Source organism: Pseudomonas sp. Gutcm_11s (assembly GCF_028649395.1).
Taxonomy (GTDB): Bacteria; Pseudomonadota; Gammaproteobacteria; order Pseudomonadales; family Pseudomonadaceae; genus Aquipseudomonas.
Genome location: NZ_JAQSUW010000015.1, coordinates 1 through 20,700, shown reverse-complemented (window position 1 = coordinate 20,700; position 20,700 = coordinate 1). Strand labels below are relative to the sequence as shown.

Sequence of the window (20,700 nt, the reverse complement as noted above, 5' to 3'; positions counted from 1 at the left end):
AACCTAGGCCGCCAGCGGCTGGTGCTCGCGGCAGATCAACTCGGCCTCCGCCGGCAGCAGCGGCTCCTGGGTCAGGCCACAGAACGGCGCCCCGTCGCGCTGCTGGTGGAAGCGGCAGGTGCGACACAGGCCGAAGCCCGGCACGTCCTGGTTGCGCTGGATCTGCCGTAGCAGGTCGCCGAACAACTCCTCCAGCGCCTGCGCGCGCTCGCCCATCTGCTCCAGCGCCGCCACCAGGAACTGCGGCGGCGCAATGGCCGCCAGCAGCTCACGGGCCGGCGCGGTCAGCTGCAGGTGCACGCTGCGCCGGTCGTGCGGGTCCTGCGCCTTCTCGATCAGGCCCTTGGCCTCCAGCGCCTTGAGCGACTGCGACACCGTGCCCTTGGTCAGCCCCAGGTAGTCGGTCACCGCCAGCGGCGTGTTCGAGTAGCGGTTGCAGCGCGACAGATAGATCAGCGCACTGACCTGGATCGGCTGCAGCTCCGCCAGCAGCGGGTGCTGGCGGTTCCACATGCGCATCAGGCTGGTCAGGCGCTCGAGCAGGTCGAAGAGGTTCGTGGCGGTCATATCATCACTCCTGTCGAAATATAGTATCGACTAAAAACCATATTGACAAAGAGTGCAGCGGTAGTAGCCTTCGCATCAGTATCGAATCGATACCAAATTAACTTGAAGGAGACTCGAAATGACTACTGCACGCTTCTACCACGCCGGCTGCCCCGTTTGCGTCTCGGCCGAACAGACCCTGCTCAACCTGCTGGACCCGGCCATCAAGGTCGAGGTCGTCCACCTCGGCGACCAGCAGCAGCGCGTCGCCGAGGCCGAACAGGCCGGCGTCAAGTCGGTGCCCGCACTGGTGGTCGATGGCCAGGTGTTGCACCTGAACTTCGGCGCTTCCATCGACGACCTCAAATAAGGAGCCGGCCATGAAAGCCCCCTTCGCTCTCGCGCTCACCGCGCTCCTCGCCAGCCAGGCTTGGGCCCATGGCCCGGGCGGCATCCACAGCGAGAAGACCGCCAAGGTCGACGCCGCCTTCGACCTGGTCCACACCCGCGTCTTCAAGGACGGCAGCGACCTGGTGTTCGAACAACTGGTCGACGGCAAGGCCGGTAGCCGCGTTCCTGCCGCCAAGGGCAGCTTCGCCGCCGCCGAGGTCTACAGCTACGTCTGGCCGACCAGCCTGGACGCCGGCAGCGTCGGTTTCGAGCAGGGCTCGGGCATCCTCGCCCTGGCGCTGACCTCGCACCCGGATTTCGACGACACCCCGCAGCTGGATGAAAACGGCGACGGCAAGCAGGACAACGACGGCGGCCTCTGGCACTCGCACTGGGTGGTGCTGACCAAGGACGCCAGCTGCGGTCCGTCCGGCCTCAAGGTGCGCGACATCCCCGAGGGGGCCAAACCCAAGCTGCCAGCCACCTGGCCCGGTGCGCCGATCTACATCGACTCGCCCGGCTATGACCTGAGCGTGCAGGACGACGCCGCGCGCATCCGCGTACCGCTGGCCGCCGTCGGCTTCCCGCAGAGCTTCAACTACGACGGCGTGACCGCCGCCCTGCAGGTCAACGCCGACCTGCACAACCCCCTGCTGTGCGTCTCCAGCGTATGGGACGTGGCCTCCGGCAACCTGTCGCTGCCGGCCACCTGGAAAGAGGAGAAATGACATGAACGTGAAAGTGTTCGACACCCACGTGCGCACGGTCGACGGTGGCTACCTACACTTCGACGTGCTCATCGAAGGCAACGACCAAGAGCTCGCCGCCCGCTACGCCCGCGAATGGCTCGCCAGCCGCGGTGTAGAGGATGCGGACGTATCGCAGAGCCGCTGCCAGTTCTGCCACAGCGAACCGGCCCACCCCGAGGTGGCCGCGGCCATCGCCCAGCAGGGCTACTTCATCATCCCGCTGCAGGGTTGCTAGGAGAAATCACCATGAACACGTATCAGCCCCTGAACTGCGATCTGCACGACTTCCTGGAGATCGCTTGCATGCACGGCTATCGCCTGCAGGTTGAGCTGGTCGAGGGCCCGAGCTTCGTGGCCAGGGCGCTGGATACGCGCACGGCCCCGAGCAAGGAAGAGTTCCTCATCCTGCAGACCGAGGCAGGCAAACAGGAGGTGCGTCTCGACCAACTGCTGGCCATCACCCCGCTCGACCCCGGCGCCAGTTTCGGCCGGGTGGAACTGGCGGGAATGGTCTGCTCGATCTGACCGCGCAATAAAAAGCAAAAGGCCGTGGACTCCCCGTCCACGGCCTTTTGTTTTATCCCCGATGCAACGCCCGGTAGTGACTGGGCGCCATGCCCACCACCTTTCTGAACAGCCGCGAGAAGTAATAGGGATCGTCGTAGCCCAGCTGCTCGGCGATCTGCCGCACCTCCAGGCTGCCCTGGTCGAGCAGGCGGCAGGCCTGGGCCATCTTCAGCTGGATGAAATCCTGGATCGGCGCGTGGCCGGTCAGGGCGCGGTAGGTCTTGGCGAAGTGGAAGCGCGACAGCTTGAACTGCGCGGCCAGTTCGTCGAGTTCGAGACTGCCGTGCAGGTGGCTGCGCATCACCGCCTGCACCGCGTCCACGTCCAGCACCCGCCCGGATTTCAGCGTGGTGCGCGCCGGCAGCACCGCCAGCGAGCTGAGCAGCGCCTGCAACTGATGGGCGGCGTGGATGAAGTGCGCCGGATTCAGGCCCTGGCGGTGCAGGCCGAGCAGCGCCTCGAAGTCCGCCAGCAGCCGCGGCTGCACGCCGATGCGGCGCACGCCGGGCTTGCCCAGCAGGCGCAGGAAGTCGTCGCACAGGGCACCATCGAAATGCACCCAGTGAATGGTCCAGGGCCGCTCGGGGTCGGCGCCGTAGGTGTGCGCGAGGCCCTTGGGCAATAGCAGCAGGTCGCCGCCGCCAACCTGTAATCGTCCATCCGCCGTTTCCAGCCAGCCACGCCCGGCGCGGCAGTAGATCAGCAGGTGGTCGTCCGGCTCCGGGCGCTGCATGCGGTGCCCGGCAGCTTCCGGGTAGAAGCCCAGGGCCAGCGGATAGCAGCCATTCGACAGCGGATGACGGGCCAGCACACGCCTGAGCCGGGGCGGCACGATGAAGCGCAGGCCATTGGCCGGCAGCGGCCAGTTGGAGGTTTCCACCGAGGCGTTCATGGCGCCCTCTTTCTTGTTCGAATGCCAAGATCGTCCATCCCGCGAGCAAGATCGTCAATCCACAGCAGCGCGCGGGGCGGCTATAACTGGCCCACACAAGAACAACAGGAGGCCCACGATGCCCCAGGTGATCCCGCAGCTGATCGACGGCCAATGGCAAGCCAGCCAGGCCCGCGAACTGATCGAAGTGACCGACCCGGCCACCCAGGAAGTCCTGGCCCTGGCGCCCAAGGCCACCCACGAGGAGATCGAGGCGGCCATCGCCGGCGCCAAGAAAGCCTTCCTCAGCTGGCGCGAAGTGCCGGTGCCGGAGCGCGCACGGTTGATGCTGCGCTATCAGCACCTGCTCAAGGAGCACCACGACGAGCTGGCCGAGATCCTCGCCGCCGAGACCGGCAAGACCTTCGCCGACGCCAAGGGCGACGTCTGGCGCGGCATCGAGGTGGCCGAGCATGCGGCCAACATCTGCAGCCTGATGATGGGCGAGACGGTGGAGAACGTCGCCCGCGAGATCGACACCGCCAGCTGGATCCAGCCGCTCGGCGTGTGCGTCGGCATCACCCCGTTCAACTTCCCGGCGATGATCCCGCTGTGGATGTTCCCGCTGGCCATCGCCTGCGGCAACACCTTCATCCTCAAGCCCTCCGAACAGGACCCACTGACCCCCAACCGCCTGGCCGAGCTGTTCGTCGAGGCCGGCGCCCCGGCCGGCGTGCTGCAGGTGCTGCATGGCGGCCGCGAGGTGGTCGACGCCCTGCTCACCCACGAGGATATCCGCGCCATCTCCTTCGTCGGCTCGGTGCCGGTGGGCCAGCACATCTACCGTACCGGCACCCAGCACCTGAAGCGCGTGCAGGCCTTCGCCGGCGCCAAGAACCACATGGTGATCATGCCCGACGCGCCGAAGGACCAGGTGCTCAGCAACCTGCTCGGCGCCAGCTGCGGCGCCGCCGGCCAGCGCTGCATGGCGATCAGCGTGGCGGTGTTCGTCGGCGAGTCGAAGCAGTGGATCGACGAGCTGGCCGCGCAGATGGCCGAACTCAAGCCGGGGCACTGGAAAGACCCGGGTTCCGCCTACGGCCCGCTGATCAGCCAGCAGGCCAAACAGCGCGTGCAGAAGCTGATCGCCGAGGGCAAGGCAGAAGGCGCCGAGTGCCTGCTCGACGGCTCGCAGTGCGAAGTGGCCGGCTACCCCAACGGCAACTGGCTGGGCCCGACCCTGTTCCGCGGCGTGACCACCCGCATGAGCCTGTACCGCGAGGAGATCTTCGGCCCGGTGCTGGTGTGCATGGAGGTCGACACCCTGGAGCAGGCCATCGAGCTGGTCAACGCCAGCCCCTACGGCAACGGCACTTCGATCTTCACCCGCTCCGGCGGCACCGCGCGGCATTACCAGCATGCGGTGGAGGTCGGCCAGGTCGGCATCAACGTGCCGATCCCGGTGCCGCTGCCGTTCTTCTCCTTCACTGGCTGGAAGGGTTCGTTCTATGGCGACCTGCACGCCTACGGCAAGCAGGCGGTGCGCTTCTATACCGAGACCAAGACCGTCACCAGCCGCTGGTTCGATGACACACCGGTGTCGGGGCCGAACATGACCATCCAACTGAAGTAAACGTTGACCCGCGGCACCACGGTGCCACTACGACGAAAAGACAATGCCTCCGCGTTCGCCAGGGCTGCACAGTCAGCCCCGGCACAACAAGAACAAGGAGCCATTAGATGAAACGACTGACTGCCTGTCTGGCCCTCTGGGTCGGACTCACCGCCGCCGCGCAGGCGGCCGAGCCGATTACCCTCGGCCTCAGCTACCCGCGCACCGGCAGCTACAAGGAAGAAGGACTGGCACAGATGCGTGGAGCCCTGCTGGCCATCGACGAGCTGAACGCCAAGGGCGGCGTGCTCGGCCGCCCGCTGCGGCTGTCCAGCCTGGACGACGCTTCGCGCCCCGAGAAGGCCGCGCGCAACGTCGACAAGCTGGCCGGCGAAGGCGCTGCCATGCTCTTCGGCGGTGCTTCCAGCGCGGCTGCCATCGCCGCCGGCAAGCGTGCCCAGGAGCGCGGCCTGCTGTACTTCGGCACCCTCACCTACTCCAACGACACCACCGGCAAGGACGGCCACCGCTACCTGTTCCGCGAATGCAACAGCGCGTGGATGAGCGCCCGCGTGCTCGGCCAATACCTGGCCAAGCACCTGCCGGACAAGCGCTACTTCTACGTCACCGCCGACTACACCTGGGGCAACACCACCGAGAGCTCACTGCGCGAAACCACCGGCACCCAGGACGGCGCACGCAACCCCGGCCTCAAGGTGCCCTTCCCGGGCGCGCGCATCGCCGACTACCAGAACGCCCTGACCCAGGCCGCGCAGAGCAATGCCGACGTGCTGGTCCTGGTGCTGTTCGGCGAGGACCTAGTGCGCGCCATGCGCGTGGCCGAGGACCTGGGCCTGACCCGCAAGGTGCAGATCGTCGCGCCCAACCTGACCCAGGGCATCGTCGAGCAGGCCGGCCCCGGCCTGATGGAAGGCGTGCTCGGCACCGAGCCATGGACCTGGCGCGTGCCGGAGCTGGAAGGCAGCCAGGCCGGCCAGGCCTTCGTGCGCAACTTCAGCGAACGCTACGAGGTCTACCCCTCCAGCGCAGCCGCCTCGGCCTACAGCATCGTCCAGCAATGGGCGGAGGCCGCCGGCCGCGCCCGGAGCCTGGACAGCGAGGCGTTGATCAAGGCCCTGGAAGGCCACAGCTACAGCCTGCTCAAGGGCCCGCAGCAATGGCGCGCCTTCGACCACCAGAACGTGCAGTCCGTGTACGCGGTGCGGGTCAAGACCCGGGCCGAGGTGATGGCCTCGCCGGGCCACCAGGACTACTTCGAGATCGTCCACCGCCTGGACGGCGAACAGGCCGCGCCCAGCCTGGCCGAATGGCAGGCCGAGCGGCGCGCCGCCGGCCAGCCCACCACCCTGCAGTGAGAGCCTATGGACTTTGAGGTGAACGAAGAACAACGCCTGCTGGTCGACAGCGCCCGCGCCTTTGCCGCGCGGGAACTAGCGCCACACGCCGCCGACTGGGACCGCGAACATCACTTCCCGGTGGAAGTGATACGTCGCGCCGCCGAGCAGGGCTACCTGGCCCTGTACATCGGCGAGGATGACGGTGGCCTCGGTCTGTCGCGGCTGACCAGCTCGCTGATCTTCGAACAGCTCGCCGCCGGCTGCGTGGCCACCACGGCCTACCTGACCATCCACAATATGGCCACCTGGATGCTCGCCAGCTTCGCCGACCAGGCGCTGAAAGATACCTGGCTGGCCGGGCTGACCACCGGTGAGCTGCTGGCCTCCTACTGCCTGACCGAACCGGACGCCGGCTCCGACGCTGCCCATCTGCGTACCCGCGCCAAGCGTGACGGCGACGAGTACGTGCTGGACGGCAGCAAGTGCTTTATCTCCGGCGCGGGATCGACCGATGTGCTGATCGTCATGGCACGCACCGGCGAGGACGGCGCCAAGGGCATCTCCTGCTTCCTGGTGCCGGCCAATGCCGAGGGCGTGAAGTACGGGCGCAACGAGGACAAGATGGGCTGGAAGGCGCAGCCGACCCGCACCATCGCCTTCGAGGGCGTGCGCATTCCCGCCGGTAACCGCATCGGTCCCGAGGGCCAGGGCTTCGTCTATGCCATGAAGGGCCTGGACGGCGGCCGCCTGAACATCGCCAGCTGCTCGCTGGGCGCAGCCCAGGCGGCGCTGGAGCAGAGCCTGCGCTATGTCGAGGAGCGCAAGCAGTTCGGCAAACAGCTCAGCGAGTTCCAGGCCCTGCAGTTCAAGCTGGCCGACATGCTCACCGACCTGACCGCCAGCCGGCAGATGGTGCGCCTGGCCGCCCACAGGCTGGATAACCGCCACGGCGAGGCCAGCCTGTACTGCGCCATGGCCAAGCGCTTCGCCACCGACCACTGCTTCACGGTATGCAACGAGGCCCTGCAGCTGCACGGCGGCTACGGTTACCTCAACGACTACCCGCTGGAGCGCTGGGTGCGCGACAGCCGCGTACACCAGATACTGGAAGGCACCAACGAGATCATGCGGGTGATCATCGCCCGCCGCCTGCTGAACCAGGGCGGCATGCTCGATCGCCTGCTGTAAGCCACGAGGACCATTCATGACCACAGCCATCGAACCCTACAACCCCGGCATGTTCGACCTGACTCACAAGCTGACGGTGGAGAAGCACGGCCACACCGCGCTGATCACCATCAACCACCCACCGGCCAACACCTGGGACCGCGACTCGCTGATCGGCCTCAAGCAGGTGGTCGAGCACCTCAACCGCGACGACGACGTCTACGCGCTGGTGGTGACCGGCCAGGGCGGCAAGTTCTTCAGCGCCGGCGCCGACCTCAACCTGTTCGCCGACGGCGACAAGGCTCGCGCCCGCGAGATGGCGCGGCGCTTCGGCGAGGCCTTCGAGACCCTGCGCGACTTCCGCGGCGTATCGATTGCCGCGATCAACGGCTACGCCATGGGTGGCGGCCTGGAATGCGCTCTGGCCTGCGACATCCGCATCGCCGAGCGCCAGGCGCAGATGGCCCTGCCGGAAGCCACCGTCGGCCTGCTGCCCTGCGCCGGCGGCACGCAGAACCTACCCTGGCTGGTGGGCGAAGGCTGGGCCAAGCGCATGATCCTCTGCGGCGAGCGCATCGACGCCGAGACCGCCCTGCGCATCGGCCTGGTCGAGCAGGTGGTGGACAGCGGCGAGGCCCGCGGCACCGCCCTGCTGCTGGCAGCCAAGGTGGCGCGGCAGAGCCCGGTGGCGGTGCGCACCATCAAGCCGCTGATCCAGGGCGCCCGCGAGCGCGGCCCGAACACCTGGCTGCCCGAGGAGCGCGAGCGCTTCGTCGACCTGTTCGACGCCGACGACACCCGCGAGGGCGTCAACGCCTTCCTCGAGAAACGCGACCCGCAGTGGCGCAACAAGTGACCAACGCCATGAACATGCATTTCGAAGAACGCCCCGCCCTGCACGGCTTCCGCATCGGCATCGCCAGCCTGGACGCGGAGAAGAGCCTCAACGCCCTGACCCTGCCGATGATCGAGGCGCTGGACGCCAAGCTGAAGCAGTGGGCCGAGGACGACCACATCGCCTGCGTGCTGCTGCGCGGCAACGGGCCCAAGGCCTTCTGCGCCGGCGGCGACGTGGTGCAGCTGGTACAGCAGTGCCGCGAACATCCCGGCGAGGTGCCGCCGCTGGCGCGCCGCTTCTTCGCCGACGAATACCGTCTCGACCACCGCATCCACACCTACCCGAAACCGCTGATCTGCTGGGCCCATGGCCACGTGCTGGGCGGCGGCATGGGCCTGATGCAGGGCGCGGCCATCCGTATCGTCACCCCGAGCAGCCGCCTGGGCATGCCGGAGATCAACATCGGTCTGTATCCGGATGTGGGCGGCAGCTGGTTCCTCGCCCGCCTGCCGGGCAAGCTCGGCCTGTTCCTCGGCCTCACCGCCGCCAGCATCAACGCCCGCGACGCCCTGGACCTGGACCTGGCCGACCGCTTCCTGCGTGACGAGCAGCAGGACACGCTGGTCGAGGGCCTGGTGCAGATGAACTGGCAACACCAGGCGCCGGAGCAGCTCAACAGCCTGCTGCGTGCCCTGGAGCACGAGGCCCGCCCGGACCTGCCGCCGGCCCAGTGGCTGCCGCGCCGCGAACGCATCGACGCCCTGCTCGACCTTGCCGACCTGCCCGCCGCCTGGCACGCCCTCACTGCCCTGCACAACGACGACGACCTGCCACTGGCGCGCGCCGCCAAGACCCTGGCAGGTGGCAGCCCGCTGACCGCGCACCTGGTCTGGGAGCAGATCCACCGCGCCCGCCACCTGTCGCTGGCCGAGGTGTTCCGCATGGAATACGCCATGAGCCTGAACTGCTGCCGCCACCCGGAATTCCCGGAAGGCGTGCGCGCCCGTCTGATCGACAAGGACCAGGCGCCGAAGTGGCACTGGCCCGACCCGGCGACCATTCCGCCGGCGGTGATCGAGGCGCACTTCTCGCCGGTCTGGGAGGGCGAGCACCCGCTGGCGGATCTCTAGACACTCACCTGAGGAGAACAACAACAATGACTCAGATCGCCTTCATCGGCCTCGGCCACATGGGCCTGCCCATGGCCCGCAACCTGCTGAAGAACGGCTTCGCCGTGACCGCCTTCGACCTGGTCGCCGAGGCGCTGAGCGCCTTCGCCCAGGACGGCGGCAAGACCGCCGCCAGCGCCGCCGAGGCGATCAAGGGCGCCAGCGTGGTGGTCAGCATGCTACCCGCCAGCCGCCATGTGGAAGGCCTGTACCTGGGTGACAGCGGCCTGCTGCAGCAGATCGTCCCCGGCACCCTGGTGCTGGAGTGCTCGACCATCGCCCCGGACTCGGCGCGCAAGGTTCACGCCGCAGCGGCAGCCAAGGGCATCGCCCTGCTCGATGCGCCGGTCTCCGGCGGCACCGCAGGCGCCGCGGCTGGAACCCTGACCTTCATGGTCGGAGGCAAAGCAGAAGACCTGGAGAAAGCCCGACCGATCCTCGCCGCCATGGGCAAGAACATCTTCCACGCCGGCCCCGATGGCGCCGGCCAGGTGGCCAAGGTGTGCAACAACCAGTTGCTGGCCGTACACATGATCGGCACCGCCGAGGCCATGGCCCTGGGCGTGGCCAGTGGCCTCGATCCGGCCGTGCTGGCCGAGATCATGCGGCAGAGCTCTGGGGGCAACTGGAGCCTGGAGAAGTACAACCCCTGGCCGGGGGTGATGGAGAACGTGCCGGCGTCGAAGGGCTACAGCGGCGGCTTCATGGCCGAGCTGATGACCAAGGACCTGGGCCTGGCCCAGGAGGCGGCGCAGGCCACCGGCAGCAGCACACCGATGGGCGCGCTGGCACTGCAGATCTATCGCATGCTGCTCAAGCAGGGCGACGGCAAGCTGGACTTCTCGGCGGTGCAGAAGCTGTTCGTCGAATAAGCACTAGCGAGCGTGGCGACCAGCCCGCCACGCTCGCAGCGCCTCAACGCAGGCGGACGATCTGCCCCTGCTGCGGCGGCAGGCGGCCATGCACCAGGCCGGAGATGATCTCCGCCGCCGCAGCGAAGCCCTCACTGCGCACCACCTCGACCAGCTGCGTGCCGCTGGCCTCGACCCGCTGATAGAACTTCACCATGCCCTCGCCGACATAGCGCGAGACGCCCCCCGAGCCCCAGTCGACATTGCGTTTACGCATCTGGATCGGTGCGAAAAACATCTTCGGCTCCGGCCCGCTGGCGGCCTTGTACTCGGCCTCTTCGGTGTTCTGCGCCGAGCCAGCCACGCAGCTGTAGGCCAGTTGGTCGGCGAAGTGCGCATGCACCCGATCACGCAGGGCCAGATCGCTGGAGAAGTCGACGTAGATGGTCGGCACGCTGGCATCGAGCGACTCCAGGTCCTGGTAAGCGAGGGCGCTGTCATAGCAGCCGAGCTGCTCGACGAAGGGAATGTTGCCGCGCGAGGTCAGGCCGATGCATTCGATGTCGTACTCCTCCAGACAGAACAGCGTGCAATAAGCGGTCTTGCTCGACGCGCTGGAGAACAGCAGGCGCCGGGCGCCGAAGAAGTCGTTGTCGACCAGGAAGTCGGCGAGCATCGCCGAGGTCAGGTACAGCGGCTTGAGCAGCGCCTGCAGGTCCTCGTGCTCGGGGCTGTAGTAGGGATCGGCCGCGCACAGGGCGTACTGGTTGTAGGGCGTCGGCAGTTCGGCGCGATGCGCATCCAGTGCGCGGAAACCGCGCGGCGAGGCTTCGGCCTTGACCCGCGTGTAACTGGCGATCGGGTAGTAGCCGTAGTAGTGCGCACCGACCTCGATGCCTTCGACCGCCGAGGCGACCACATCGGCGAAGCCCCATACAGGCATGTGCCCCCACTCGGCCTCGCCGGTCGGGTAGAAGTCCCAGTAGCGCATCGAGTCGCCGAACGCCGCATAGGTGATGTTGTTAGTGGTCAGAGCGAAGTGATCGGGCCTGAGGATGATCTCGCCGGGCGCCACGCTCAGGTCGAAGTCGAAGCTGTCGATACGGCTCTGGTCGAGCTCGCCCTTGCGCGTGAGCAGGCGGCTGGCCTTGACGAGTTGGGTCATTTGCGGGTCCTCTGGCGGTCGACTGACGATGAGCCAACAGAGTAGAGGGCGATGGACAGGAAGGGGTTCGGAAACCGCGGCGCAGCCATCGCGCCAGGGCAAAAGCCCAGAACCAAGCCGCTCAAGCGCCCGCAGCAGGCCCGCGCGCAGTTCACCGTGGAGGCCATCTACCAGGCCTTCGTTCGGATTTGGCAGCGCGACGGCTGGACAGCCGTCACCACCCGCGCAGTAGCACTGGAATCGGGCTTCGCCGTGGGCACCCTGTACGAATACTTCCCCAACAAGCAGGCGCTGCTCTCCGGCTACGTGCGCCACAGCATCGAGCAGTTGTTGCGCAGCATCGATGAACAGGTGATCGCGCCGCAGCTGGACTGGCGCAGCCGTGTCAGCCTGCTGCTACGGCTGAGCTGCAGCCCGGACGAGCCAATCAGCCAGCTGTTCACCTTCGAGGTAGCGCAACTAGAGGCACAGGTCGCCGAACCCAGGCATCACCAGCGGGCCTACGAGGAGCTGCTCGGCAAGTGGCAAGAGGTGTTCGCCAACTGCCGCGACCTGCCCCGCCCCGCCTCGACGGCTACGGTCGAAGCGCTATTCCTGATGGTCTGGGGCGGCCGCCGTTACGCGGCGCTCGGCCAGCTCGACGAGCTGCGCCTGGGCCGCTGGCTGGAGGAGACAGAGCGCCTGCTGCTAGGCGCCCTGGAGAGCACCTAGCGCTCGCGCAGCGCCTCGGCGCGGGCGCGAATGATCGGCTTGAACAGGTAGCTGAGGATGCTCTTCTTGCCGGTGATGATGTCCACGGAAGCCACCATCCCGGGGATGATCAGCAGCGGATGCTCTTCGGTGCCGAGGTGGCTCTTGTCGGTACGCAGCTGGATCAGATAGAAGCTGTTGCCTTCTTCGTCGGTGATGGTGTCCGCACCGATCTGCTCCAGCTTGCCCTGCAGGCCACCATAGATGGTGTAGTCGTAGGCGGTGAACTTGATCACTGCCTTCTGGCCCGGATGCAGGAAGGCGATGTCCTGCGGGCGGATGCGCGCCTCGACCAGCAGCGTGTCGTCCAGCGGTACGATCTCCACCAGGTCGCTACCCGGCTGGATCACGCCACCGATGGTGTTGACCAGCAGCTGCTTGACGATGCCACGCACCGGCGAGGTGACCAGGGTACGGTTGACCCGGTCCTCCAGCGCCTTGCCGGTCGACTGGATCTTGCTCAGCTCGGTACGCGCCTCGTTCAGCTCGGTCAGCGCATCGCTGCGGAAACGGCCGCGGGTCTCGTCGATCTTGCGCTCCACTTCCTTGATCGCCGACTCGGCGCGCGGAATGGCCAGGGTCGTGGCCTCGAGCTGACCACGGCTCTCCACCTCGGCACGCTTGAGGCGCAGCACTTCCACCTGGGAAATCGCGCCCTCGGCCACCAGCGGCTCGGACATCTGCACTTCCTGGCGCAGCAGGCTGAGGCTGTTGCGGAACTGCGCCTGCTTGGAGAGGAACTCGCGCAGTTCCTGCTGGCGCTGAACCAACTGCTCTTCCAGGCCGGCAACCTCGTCCTTCAACTGCTGCTGGCGACTGAGGAACAGCTCGCTCTCGCTTTCCGCGAGGCCAGGTGCCTTTTCGCGCACCTCGTCCGGGATCATCAGCTCACGCCCGGCCACCTCGGCACTCAGGCGCTCCACGCGCATCTGCAGCGACAGGCGATCGGCCTCGGTCTCGCCGACGTTGGAGGCGAAGCGGGTGTCGTCCAGGCGCAGCAACGGATCGCCCACCTCGACGATCTGCCCTTCGCGCACGAACAGCTGGGCGACGATGCCGCCTTCCAGGTTCTGGATCTTCTGCAGCTTGGACGAGGGAATGGCCTTGCCGTCGCCACGGGTGACTTCGTCGATCTCGGCGAAGTGGGCCCAGAGCAGGCAGAAGGCGACGAAGGCGATCACGCCCCAGATGGTCAGGCGAATGACCCGTGGCGCGTCCTCGATCAACGCCTTGCTCACCTCGGGCATGGGCTCGTTGCCCTGCCCCGCACGCTTGCCGAAGTAGGCGCCCAGCGAACTCTTGATGCTGTTCTTAGCCGACACTGATCTGCCCCTTCTTCAGCGCTTCCATAACGGCGCTTTTCGGGCCGTCGGCGATGATCTCGCCACGATCGACGATGATCAGTCGATCCACCAGGGACAGCATCGAGGAACGGTGGGTCACCAGCAGCAGGGTCTTGCTGCCGATCACCGCGTTCAGGCGCTGCTTCAGGCGCTCCTCGCCGGGGTTGTCCATGGCGCTGGTGGGTTCGTCGAGCAGCAGGATCGGCGGGTCGAGCAGCAACGCACGAGCCAGCGCAACGTTCTGCCGCTGACCGCCGGACAGGTTCTGTCCGCGCTCGCCCACCTGCAGCTCGTAGCCCTTGGCATGCAAGCGCACGAACTCGTGCACGCCGGCCAGCTCGGAGGCCTGCAGGACCAGCTCGTCCTCGACATAGCGAGCGCCAGACATCAGGTTGTCGCGCAAAGTGCCGGAGAACAGCTGGATATCCTGGGGGACGTAGCCGATGTTGTGGCGCAGATCGCTGACATCCAGCTGGCGCACGTCGATTCCGTCGACCAGCAGGCTGCCGGCGTCGGCCTGGTGCAGGCCGACGATCAGCTTGGCCAGCGAGCTCTTGCCCGAGCCGCTGCGGCCGATGATGCCGATCTTCTCGCCGGGGCGAACCACCAGATTGATGTTCTTCAGCGCCGCCTGTTGCTGGTCCGGGTAGTGGAAGTCCAGCTGGCGGAACTCGATGGCACCCTGCAGCGCCTGGCGCTTGAGCGGGCGCTCGTCGGGCTGGCGCTCCTGCGGCAGGTCCATCATGTGGTTGACCGAACCCATGGTGACGCGTGCCTGCTGGTAACGCGTGAGCAAGCCGGACATCTGGGTCAGCGGGCCGAGCGCACGGCCGCTGAGCATGTAGCAAGCGATCAAGCCACCCATGCTCAGGTTGCCGTCGATAATCTGATACACGCCGATGACGATGACAATCACCCCGGCCATCTGCTGCAGGAGGATGGTCGAGTTCATCGCCAGGTTGGACAGCATGCGTACGCGCAGCTCGAGGCGGCTCAGCGTGCCGATGGTCTGCTCCCACAGGTACTGACGCTCGCTCTCGGCGTTGTTGACCTTGACCGCGTCGAGGCCGGCCAGCGTCTCGATCAGGCTCGACTGGCGCTCGGCGGCCAGCGCCATGGTGCGTTCCATGGTTTCTGCCATGGGCCGCTGCAGGCTCCAGGTGATCAGCGCGGCCAGCGGGAATGCCAGCAACGGCACCCAGACCAGGTGCCCGCCGAGTATCGCGATCACCGCCAGGATCAGCACGGTGAACGGCAGGTCGATGATGGTGGTCATCGTCAGCGAGGCGAGGAAGTCGCGCAGCGACTGGAACTCGTGGATGTTCTGGGCGAAGCTGCCGACCCGCGCCGGGCGGTACTTCATCGCCATGCCGGCGATGCGCTCGAACAGGGTGGCCGAGATGATCAGGTCGGTCTTCTTGCCGGCCAGGTCCAGGCACAGGCTGCGCAGCGTCTTCAGCAGCAGGTCGAAGGCGAAGGCGCCGGTCACGCCGATGGCCAGCACCCACAGGGTGGCGGCAGCCTGGTTGGGCACGACGCGGTCGTAGACGTTCATCACGAACAGTGGCGTGACCAGGCCGATCAGGTTGATCAGCAGGCTGGCGGCGACGGCGTCGATATATAGCCAGCGCGAACGCTTGAGGGTGTCGCGGAACCAGGACTTGGTGCGCGGGATCAGCTCGCCATGGCCCAGGTCAAACTTGTGCTGTGGCTGGGCGAAGAACACCTGGCCGCTGTAGTCGTCCTTCAGCGCCTCGAAGCTGACCAGCACCTCGCCGCCCTCGCTCTCGCAGGGCATCACACGGGCACGTTTCTGCTCGTCCCAGCCAAGCAGCAGCGCGCTGCGGCCGTCACGCAGCAATAGCAGCGCCGGCAAGGCAATGGTGGGGATCTGTTGCAGGTCGCGCCGTAGCCAGCGCCCCTGCAGGCCGGCACGGGCAGCGGCGCGCGGCAGCAGGTCGGCACTCAGGCGCTGCTCGGGCAACGGCAGCCCGGCGGTGAGCATCGCGCGGCTGACGGACTTCTGGTGCAGGACGCAAAGCGACAGCAGGCTGTCCAGCAGTGGATCGTCATAGCGATCCCGGGGGTCGCTATGGGTCTGGGTCTGATTGTTCTCTACTACCACGCGAGGTCCACTCTTGCGTCTGAGGAAGCTGACTCAAAGCCACGAATCGCGTCGCTACAGACGAGGCACAGGAGCTACTGTCCCGTGCCCGGCCTGCCCATCAGATGACGACCACCGTGAAACTCAGTTCAGACCAGGGAGCGTAGCTTTAGTCTGGATCTCATCCAGCGGAATCGACGCCATCGGCGCGACCACACCCTGGCTCTTGAGCAGCGCGCCTATGGTGGCCTTGATCCGATACTGAGTAAACAGCTCCATGTAGCGCACGTCTTCCAGTCGACGAGATGCGGTGAACAGCTCGTTCTCGCTGTCCAGCAGGTCGAGCAGAGTACGTTCGCCGAGGGTGAACTGCTTTTGATAGGACTCGCGCACGCGGGTGCTGTAGTCGACGTACTGCTGGGCGATCGGCAGCTGCTGACGCGCATTCTCCAGTGCGTTCCAGGCCAGGCCCAGTTCTTCATTGAGTACGCGCAGGGCGTTGTTGCGCACGTCCATGGCCTGGTTGGTCAGGTGCGCCTTGGACTGCAGGTCGGCCTTGTTGCTGCCACCGGCGAACAGGTTGTAGCGCATGCGCACCATCGCCTGCCATTCGTTGGAGTGACCGGCGACGCCATCGATATTGTTGTCGGCGCCATGCGACAGCTCTGCATCGAAGCGCGGGTAGAAGGTCGACTTGGCCGCCTCGTACTGCTCTTCGGTGGCCTTCACATCGGCCTCGGCCGAACGCAGCAGCGGGTTGTTGGACAACATCTCCACGCGGGCAGCTGGCAGGTCAGCCGGCAGTTGGCCGGTGAGATTCGCCGGTACGCTCAGATCGACCGGGTCGGCGCCCACCACGCTGAAGTAGTTGACCCGCGCATCAGCCAGGTTGGTCTGTTCGGTGATCAGGTTGTTGCGGGCCTGAGCCAGGCGCGCCTCGGCCTGGTCGAGGTCGGCGGTACGGCCGACGCCGCGCTGGCTGCGCAGGGTGATCTGATCGTAGATGCGCTCGTGGCTGCTCAGGTTGTTCTGCGCCAGACGCACCAGTTCCTGACGGTTGATCACATTGATGTAGGCCTGCACCACATCCAGAGCCGTGCGCTCGGAAGTACCGAGCAGCTCATAGGCACGCGCATTCACGGTGGCACGCTGGCGCGCCACTTCACTGCTGGTGGCAAAGCCGTCGAACAGCATCTGCTGCAGGCGCACGCTAGACTCACCGCGGGTCAGCGTTTCGTAGCCATGATCGCCACCAGCACGCACACCCGGGCTATCGGTGCCTTCACGACCATAACCGGCGAGCAGGTCGACCTGCGGCAGGTATCCCCCCTTGGCTGCATTCATCTGCTCATCGACGGACAGGCGAGCATTTACTCCAGCCTGAATTTCCGGATGGTTCTCCAGCGCACTGCGGATGGCCTCGTCCAGGGTCTGCGCTTGCGCAGAGAGGGACAGCGTGAAGATGAGCGGCAAAGCGACCGATGAAAAACGCATGACGAAGGAGGTCCTTTCTACAGTTTGGCAAGGCGGGAAGCGCAGCGTGCTAGGCAGTCCATGAGCACCTGTGTGCGGTGCTGATAAAGCCGCTGCATCAAGGAGACGCAGTTCACAAAATAAACTTATCGATATCAAAGTGACATCAGCGGTGGCGATTGTTTATGATCGCTGCCAGATGGTCAATAGTTTGGCATATAATCAATTCCGATTAGTAATAACGCCAAAGTTATGGCGACCCTTTATTGTCTGTAACCGCCGCACGTCAACTAAAGTTTTCTTTTTTCATATGCATGCGTGCCCTCCCGACACGCAGCATCAGGAGCCTCACGCATGAGCCTTATCGTCGCCGTCATCAAGAGCATCGTTGGCCAGGTCTTCGCCGTTTCGGCAGACGGATTCAAGCGTCAGGTATTTGAAGGAGAGAAGCTTCTCGCGGGCGAGCAACTCATCACCGAAGCTGGCGGCAGCGCCACCCTGCAACTGGCCAATGGCGAGACCACTCAAGTCGGCGCAAACAGCACCTGGCAGACCACCAGCGCCACCGATGAGGCGACCGCAGACTCCGGCGACAACAAGAGCACCGACCTCGAACAAGCACTGGCGGCTGGCTTCGACCCGACTGCCGAACTGGAAGCAACTGCTGCCGGCCCAAGCGCAGGTGGCGGCTCGGGTGGTGCAGCGGGCGGCGGCCATAGCTTCGTAATGCTGAATGAAACCGGCGAACAGCTTAATCCGACCGTCGGCTTTGAGACAGCAGGCCTGAGCTTCGACGGCTCGCCTCTGGAAGAAGAGCAGGAGCCGCTGATCCAGACCGCGGACAACGGCGACAACGACGGCACCGGTGAAACCACCCAGCCCAACCGCGCACCCGCAGCCCAGAACGACAGTTTTACCGTCAACGAAGACGGCACCATCACCATCGATGTACTGAGCAACGACAGCGATCTGGATAACGACGCCCTGACCGTTTCCCAGGTCAACGGTCAGGCCATCTCAGAAGGCGGCTCGGTCAACGTCAGCAATGGTTCGGTGACCCTGACCAATGGCCAGCTGGTATTCACCCCGAACGCCAACTACCACGGCCCGGCAAGCTTCACCTATACCATCACCGATGGCGTGCTGAGCTCGACTGCTACCGTCAGCGGCACCGTCACTGCGGTCAACGATGCCCCCGTCAGCGGCAACCAGAACCTGACTACCGACGAAGACACCCCGATCACTGGCCAGATCGTCGCCAGTGATGTCGATGGCGACACGCTTGCCTACAACGTGTCCGGCAACCCAGCCAACGGCACCGTCACACTGAACCCGGCCACCGGCGGTTTCGTCTACACGCCCAACAGCAACTACAACGGCAGCGACAGCTTCGTCGTCACCATCTCCGACGGTAACGGCGGCACCACTACCAGTACGATCACCGTTGGCGTCACTCCAGACAACGATGCTCCGGTCAGCGGCGACCAGAGCCTGACCACCAACGAAGACACCCCGATCACCGGCCAGATCGTCGCCAGTGATGTCGATGGCGACACGCTTGCCTACAACGTGTCCGGCAACCCAGCCAACGGCACCGTCACACTGAACCCGGCCACCGGCGGTTTCGTCTACACGCCCAACAGCAACTACAACGGCAGCGACAGCTTCGTCGTCACCATCTCCGACGGTAACGGCGGCACCACTACCAGTACGATCACCGTTGGCGTCACTCCAGACAACGATGCTCCGGTCAGCGGCGACCAGAGCCTGACCACCAACGAAGACACCCCGATCACCGGCCAGATCGTCGCCAGTGATGTCGATGGCGACACGCTTGCCTACAACGTGTCCGGCAACCCAACCAATGGCACCGTCGTGCTGAACCCGGCTACCGGTGGTTTCACCTACACGCCCAACACTGATTACAACGGCAGCGACAGCTTCATCGTCACCATTTCCGATGGCAACGGTGGCACCACAACCAGCACGATCACTGTCGGCGTCACTCCGGTCAACGATGCACCAGTGGGCGTCAACGACAGCATCACTGTCGTCGAAGACACACCTTTCACCGGCAACCTGCTGACCAATGACACCGATGTTGATGGTGATGTCCTCACCGTCACGCAGTTCAACCTCACCGCCCTACCCGCCTTCACCTTTGCTGCAGGCAGTACTGCCACCATTCCGTTCATCGGCCAGTTGACGGTTGCCAGTGATGGCACCTTCACCTTCACCCCCGGCGCCAACTACACCGGCGGGGTACCGGAGTTCACCTACACCCTCAGCGACGGTTCGCAGACCAGCACTGCCACCCTCAACATCAGCATCACTCCGGTCAACGATGCACCAGTCAACTATGTCCCCGGCGCACAAAGCGTCAACGAAGATGGCTCACTGGCCTTCAATGGCGGCCGGAAGATCTCCGTCGGCGACGTGGACAACTTCAATCTCAGTACCACGCTGAGCGTCGAGCATGGCGTACTGACCCTGGGGAATTTCCCGGGCGTCACCGTCACCGGTAGTGGCACTGGCAGCGTCACCCTGTCCGGCAACCAGATATCGATCAATCTCGCGCTCAATGGCCTGCGCTATACCCCTGCAGCCGACTACAACGGCGCCGACCAACTGACCATCGTGACCAGTGACGGCAGCCTGACCGATACCGATACCGTCGCCATTGCCGTCAACCCGATCAACGATGCGCCGACCAACTCCCCGGTAACTCTGACGCCCATCGTGGAAGACAGCGGTGGCCGCCTGATCACCCAGGCCGAGCTGCTGAGCAATGCCAGCGACATCGATAGCCCGCTGCTCACCGCCAGCAACCTGACCATCTCTTCCGGCAACGGCACCCTGGTCGATAACGGCAATGGCACCTGGACCTACACGCCAGCGGCCAACGACGACACCCAGGTCAGCTTCAACTACACGGTCAGCGACGGCAGTGCCTCGGTGCCCGGCAGCGCAAGCCTGGACATCACTCCGGTCAACGACGCCCCCACGGCGGTCAACGACAGCTTCGTCGTCATCGAGGACACCCCCTTCACCGGCAACCTGCTGGCCAACGACAGCGATATCGAAGGTGACGCACTCACCGTCACCGGATTCCACCTCAGCGCCCTGCCCGCCTTCACCTTCGCGGCCGGCAGCACCGCCACCATTCCGTTCATCGGCCAGCTGACAGTCGCCAGCGATGGCACCTTCACTTTCACGCCGAATGCCAACTACACCGGCGGAATACCGGAGTTCACCTACACCCTTAGCGACGGCTCGCTGACCAGCACGGCCACGCTGAACCTCAGCATCACTCCGGTCAATGACGCGCCAGTGAACACTGTTCCGGGCGCGCAAAGCGTCAACGAAGATGGCTCGCTGGCCTTCAATGGCGGCCGCAAAATCTCCGTCGGAGACGTGGACAACTTCAGCCTCAGCACCACACTGAGCGTCGAGCATGGCGTGCTGAACCTGGGCAACTTCCCAGGCGTCACCATCACCGGTAGCGGCACTGGCAGCGTCACCCTGTCCGGCAACCTGGTCTCGATCAATCTCGCACTCAACGGCCTACGTTATGTGCCAAACGCCAACTACAACGGCCCTGACCAGCTGACCGTCACCACGACCGATGGCAGCCTGACCGACGTCGACACCGTCGCCATTACCGTCAATCCGATCAACGATGCACCGACCCTGACCATCACCCTGGTCAACAACTTCACCGAAGACGCCGCCTCCAACGCCGTCGGT

At 65.4% G+C, this 20,700-nt stretch carries 18 protein-coding genes; 12 read left to right on the top strand and 6 right to left on the bottom strand.

The genetic code is table 11. From position 1 onward, the window contains the following. Nucleotides 1–3: 3 nt before the first annotated feature. Complete coding sequence (locus PTT45_RS14985; RefSeq protein WP_273814297.1) at nt 4–567, bottom strand: MarR family winged helix-turn-helix transcriptional regulator; 564 nt, start codon at nt 565–567, stop codon at nt 4–6. Nucleotides 568–685: 118 nt separating this feature from the next. Between PTT45_RS14985 and PTT45_RS14980 the strand changes: the two genes are divergently transcribed. Genes PTT45_RS14980 through PTT45_RS14965 form a run of 4 tightly spaced genes read left to right on the top strand, consistent with a single transcriptional unit; the run spans nt 686 to nt 2,210 of the window. Continuing rightward, nucleotides 686–916, top strand: coding sequence for a thioredoxin family protein (locus PTT45_RS14980; RefSeq protein ID WP_273814295.1), 231 nt, complete (start codon nt 686–688; stop codon nt 914–916). 10 nt (nt 917–926) lie between these two features. Next, entirely contained in the window at nt 927–1,664 is a 738-nt protein-coding gene (locus PTT45_RS14975) for a hypothetical protein (RefSeq protein WP_273814294.1), read from the top strand. Nucleotide 1,665: 1 nt separating this feature from the next. Beyond that, nucleotides 1,666–1,920 (top strand): DUF2024 family protein, encoded by a 255-nt coding sequence (locus PTT45_RS14970; RefSeq protein WP_273814293.1) that lies wholly within the window; start codon nt 1,666–1,668, stop codon nt 1,918–1,920. Between the two features lie 11 nt (nt 1,921–1,931). Beyond that, nucleotides 1,932–2,210: a Rho-binding antiterminator gene (locus PTT45_RS14965; protein ID WP_273814292.1), complete on the top strand. Its 279-nt coding sequence runs from the start codon at nt 1,932–1,934 to the stop codon at nt 2,208–2,210. 52 nt (nt 2,211–2,262) lie between these two features. Here the strand turns inward: PTT45_RS14965 and PTT45_RS14960 are convergent, their stop codons facing one another. Next, nucleotides 2,263–3,144 carry an AraC family transcriptional regulator gene (locus PTT45_RS14960; protein WP_273814290.1) on the bottom strand — a complete coding sequence of 294 codons (882 nt, stop codon included), beginning with the start codon at nt 3,142–3,144 and terminating at the stop codon, nt 2,263–2,265. A gap of 118 nt (nt 3,145–3,262) precedes the next feature. Here PTT45_RS14960 and PTT45_RS14955 point away from each other — a divergent pair, with 118 nt between their 5' ends. The 6 genes from PTT45_RS14955 (at nt 3,263) to mmsB (ending at nt 10,139) form a co-directional block, all read left to right on the top strand. Next, nucleotides 3,263–4,756 (top strand): CoA-acylating methylmalonate-semialdehyde dehydrogenase, encoded by a 1,494-nt coding sequence (locus tag PTT45_RS14955; protein ID WP_273814289.1) that lies wholly within the window; start codon nt 3,263–3,265, stop codon nt 4,754–4,756. Nucleotides 4,757–4,863: 107 nt separating this feature from the next. After that, nucleotides 4,864–6,111 carry an ABC transporter substrate-binding protein gene (locus PTT45_RS14950; protein ID WP_273814287.1) on the top strand — a complete coding sequence of 416 codons (1,248 nt, stop codon included), beginning with the start codon at nt 4,864–4,866 and terminating at the stop codon, nt 6,109–6,111. Nucleotides 6,112–6,117: 6 nt separating this feature from the next. After that, entirely contained in the window at nt 6,118–7,281 is a 1,164-nt protein-coding gene (locus PTT45_RS14945) for an isobutyryl-CoA dehydrogenase (protein WP_273814286.1), read from the top strand. A gap of 16 nt (nt 7,282–7,297) precedes the next feature. Next, nucleotides 7,298–8,116 (top strand): enoyl-CoA hydratase, encoded by an 819-nt coding sequence (locus PTT45_RS14940; RefSeq protein WP_273814284.1) that lies wholly within the window; start codon nt 7,298–7,300, stop codon nt 8,114–8,116. 8 nt (nt 8,117–8,124) lie between these two features. Then, nucleotides 8,125–9,228, top strand: a complete 1,104-nt coding sequence (locus PTT45_RS14935; protein WP_273814283.1) for an enoyl-CoA hydratase/isomerase family protein — start codon at nt 8,125–8,127, stop codon at nt 9,226–9,228. A gap of 26 nt (nt 9,229–9,254) precedes the next feature. Continuing rightward, nucleotides 9,255–10,139 (top strand): 3-hydroxyisobutyrate dehydrogenase, encoded by an 885-nt coding sequence (gene mmsB, locus PTT45_RS14930; protein ID WP_273814281.1) that lies wholly within the window; start codon nt 9,255–9,257, stop codon nt 10,137–10,139. 43 nt (nt 10,140–10,182) lie between these two features. Here mmsB and PTT45_RS14925 read toward each other — a convergent pair whose 3' ends face one another. After that, a complete protein-coding gene (locus PTT45_RS14925; protein WP_273814279.1) occupies nt 10,183–11,283 on the bottom strand; it encodes a DUF2855 family protein in 1,101 nt (366 codons plus the stop codon). Between the two features lie 51 nt (nt 11,284–11,334). Between PTT45_RS14925 and PTT45_RS14920 the strand changes: the two genes are divergently transcribed. Then, on the top strand, nt 11,335–11,994 hold the full coding sequence (locus PTT45_RS14920; protein WP_273814278.1) for a TetR/AcrR family transcriptional regulator: 660 nt from the start codon (nt 11,335–11,337) through the stop codon (nt 11,992–11,994). Here PTT45_RS14920 and PTT45_RS14915 read toward each other — a convergent pair. From PTT45_RS14915 to PTT45_RS14905, 3 genes are all read right to left on the bottom strand, one after another. Next, nucleotides 11,991–13,280 carry an HlyD family type I secretion periplasmic adaptor subunit gene (locus PTT45_RS14915; protein WP_273814621.1) on the bottom strand — a complete coding sequence of 430 codons (1,290 nt, stop codon included), beginning with the start codon at nt 13,278–13,280 and terminating at the stop codon, nt 11,991–11,993. The two genes, PTT45_RS14920 and PTT45_RS14915, sit on opposite strands and share 4 nt — an antisense overlap. A gap of 64 nt (nt 13,281–13,344) precedes the next feature. Further along, a complete protein-coding gene (locus PTT45_RS14910; protein WP_273814276.1) occupies nt 13,345–15,501 on the bottom strand; it encodes a type I secretion system permease/ATPase in 2,157 nt (718 codons plus the stop codon). Between the two features lie 123 nt (nt 15,502–15,624). After that, nucleotides 15,625–16,974: a TolC family outer membrane protein gene (locus tag PTT45_RS14905; protein WP_273814274.1), complete on the bottom strand. Its 1,350-nt coding sequence runs from the start codon at nt 16,972–16,974 to the stop codon at nt 15,625–15,627. Between the two features lie 333 nt (nt 16,975–17,307). Here PTT45_RS14905 and PTT45_RS14900 point away from each other — a divergent pair. Further along, nucleotides 17,308–20,700: retention module-containing protein (locus tag PTT45_RS14900; RefSeq protein WP_273814272.1), on the top strand; the 3,393-nt coding region annotated here is incomplete at its 3' end.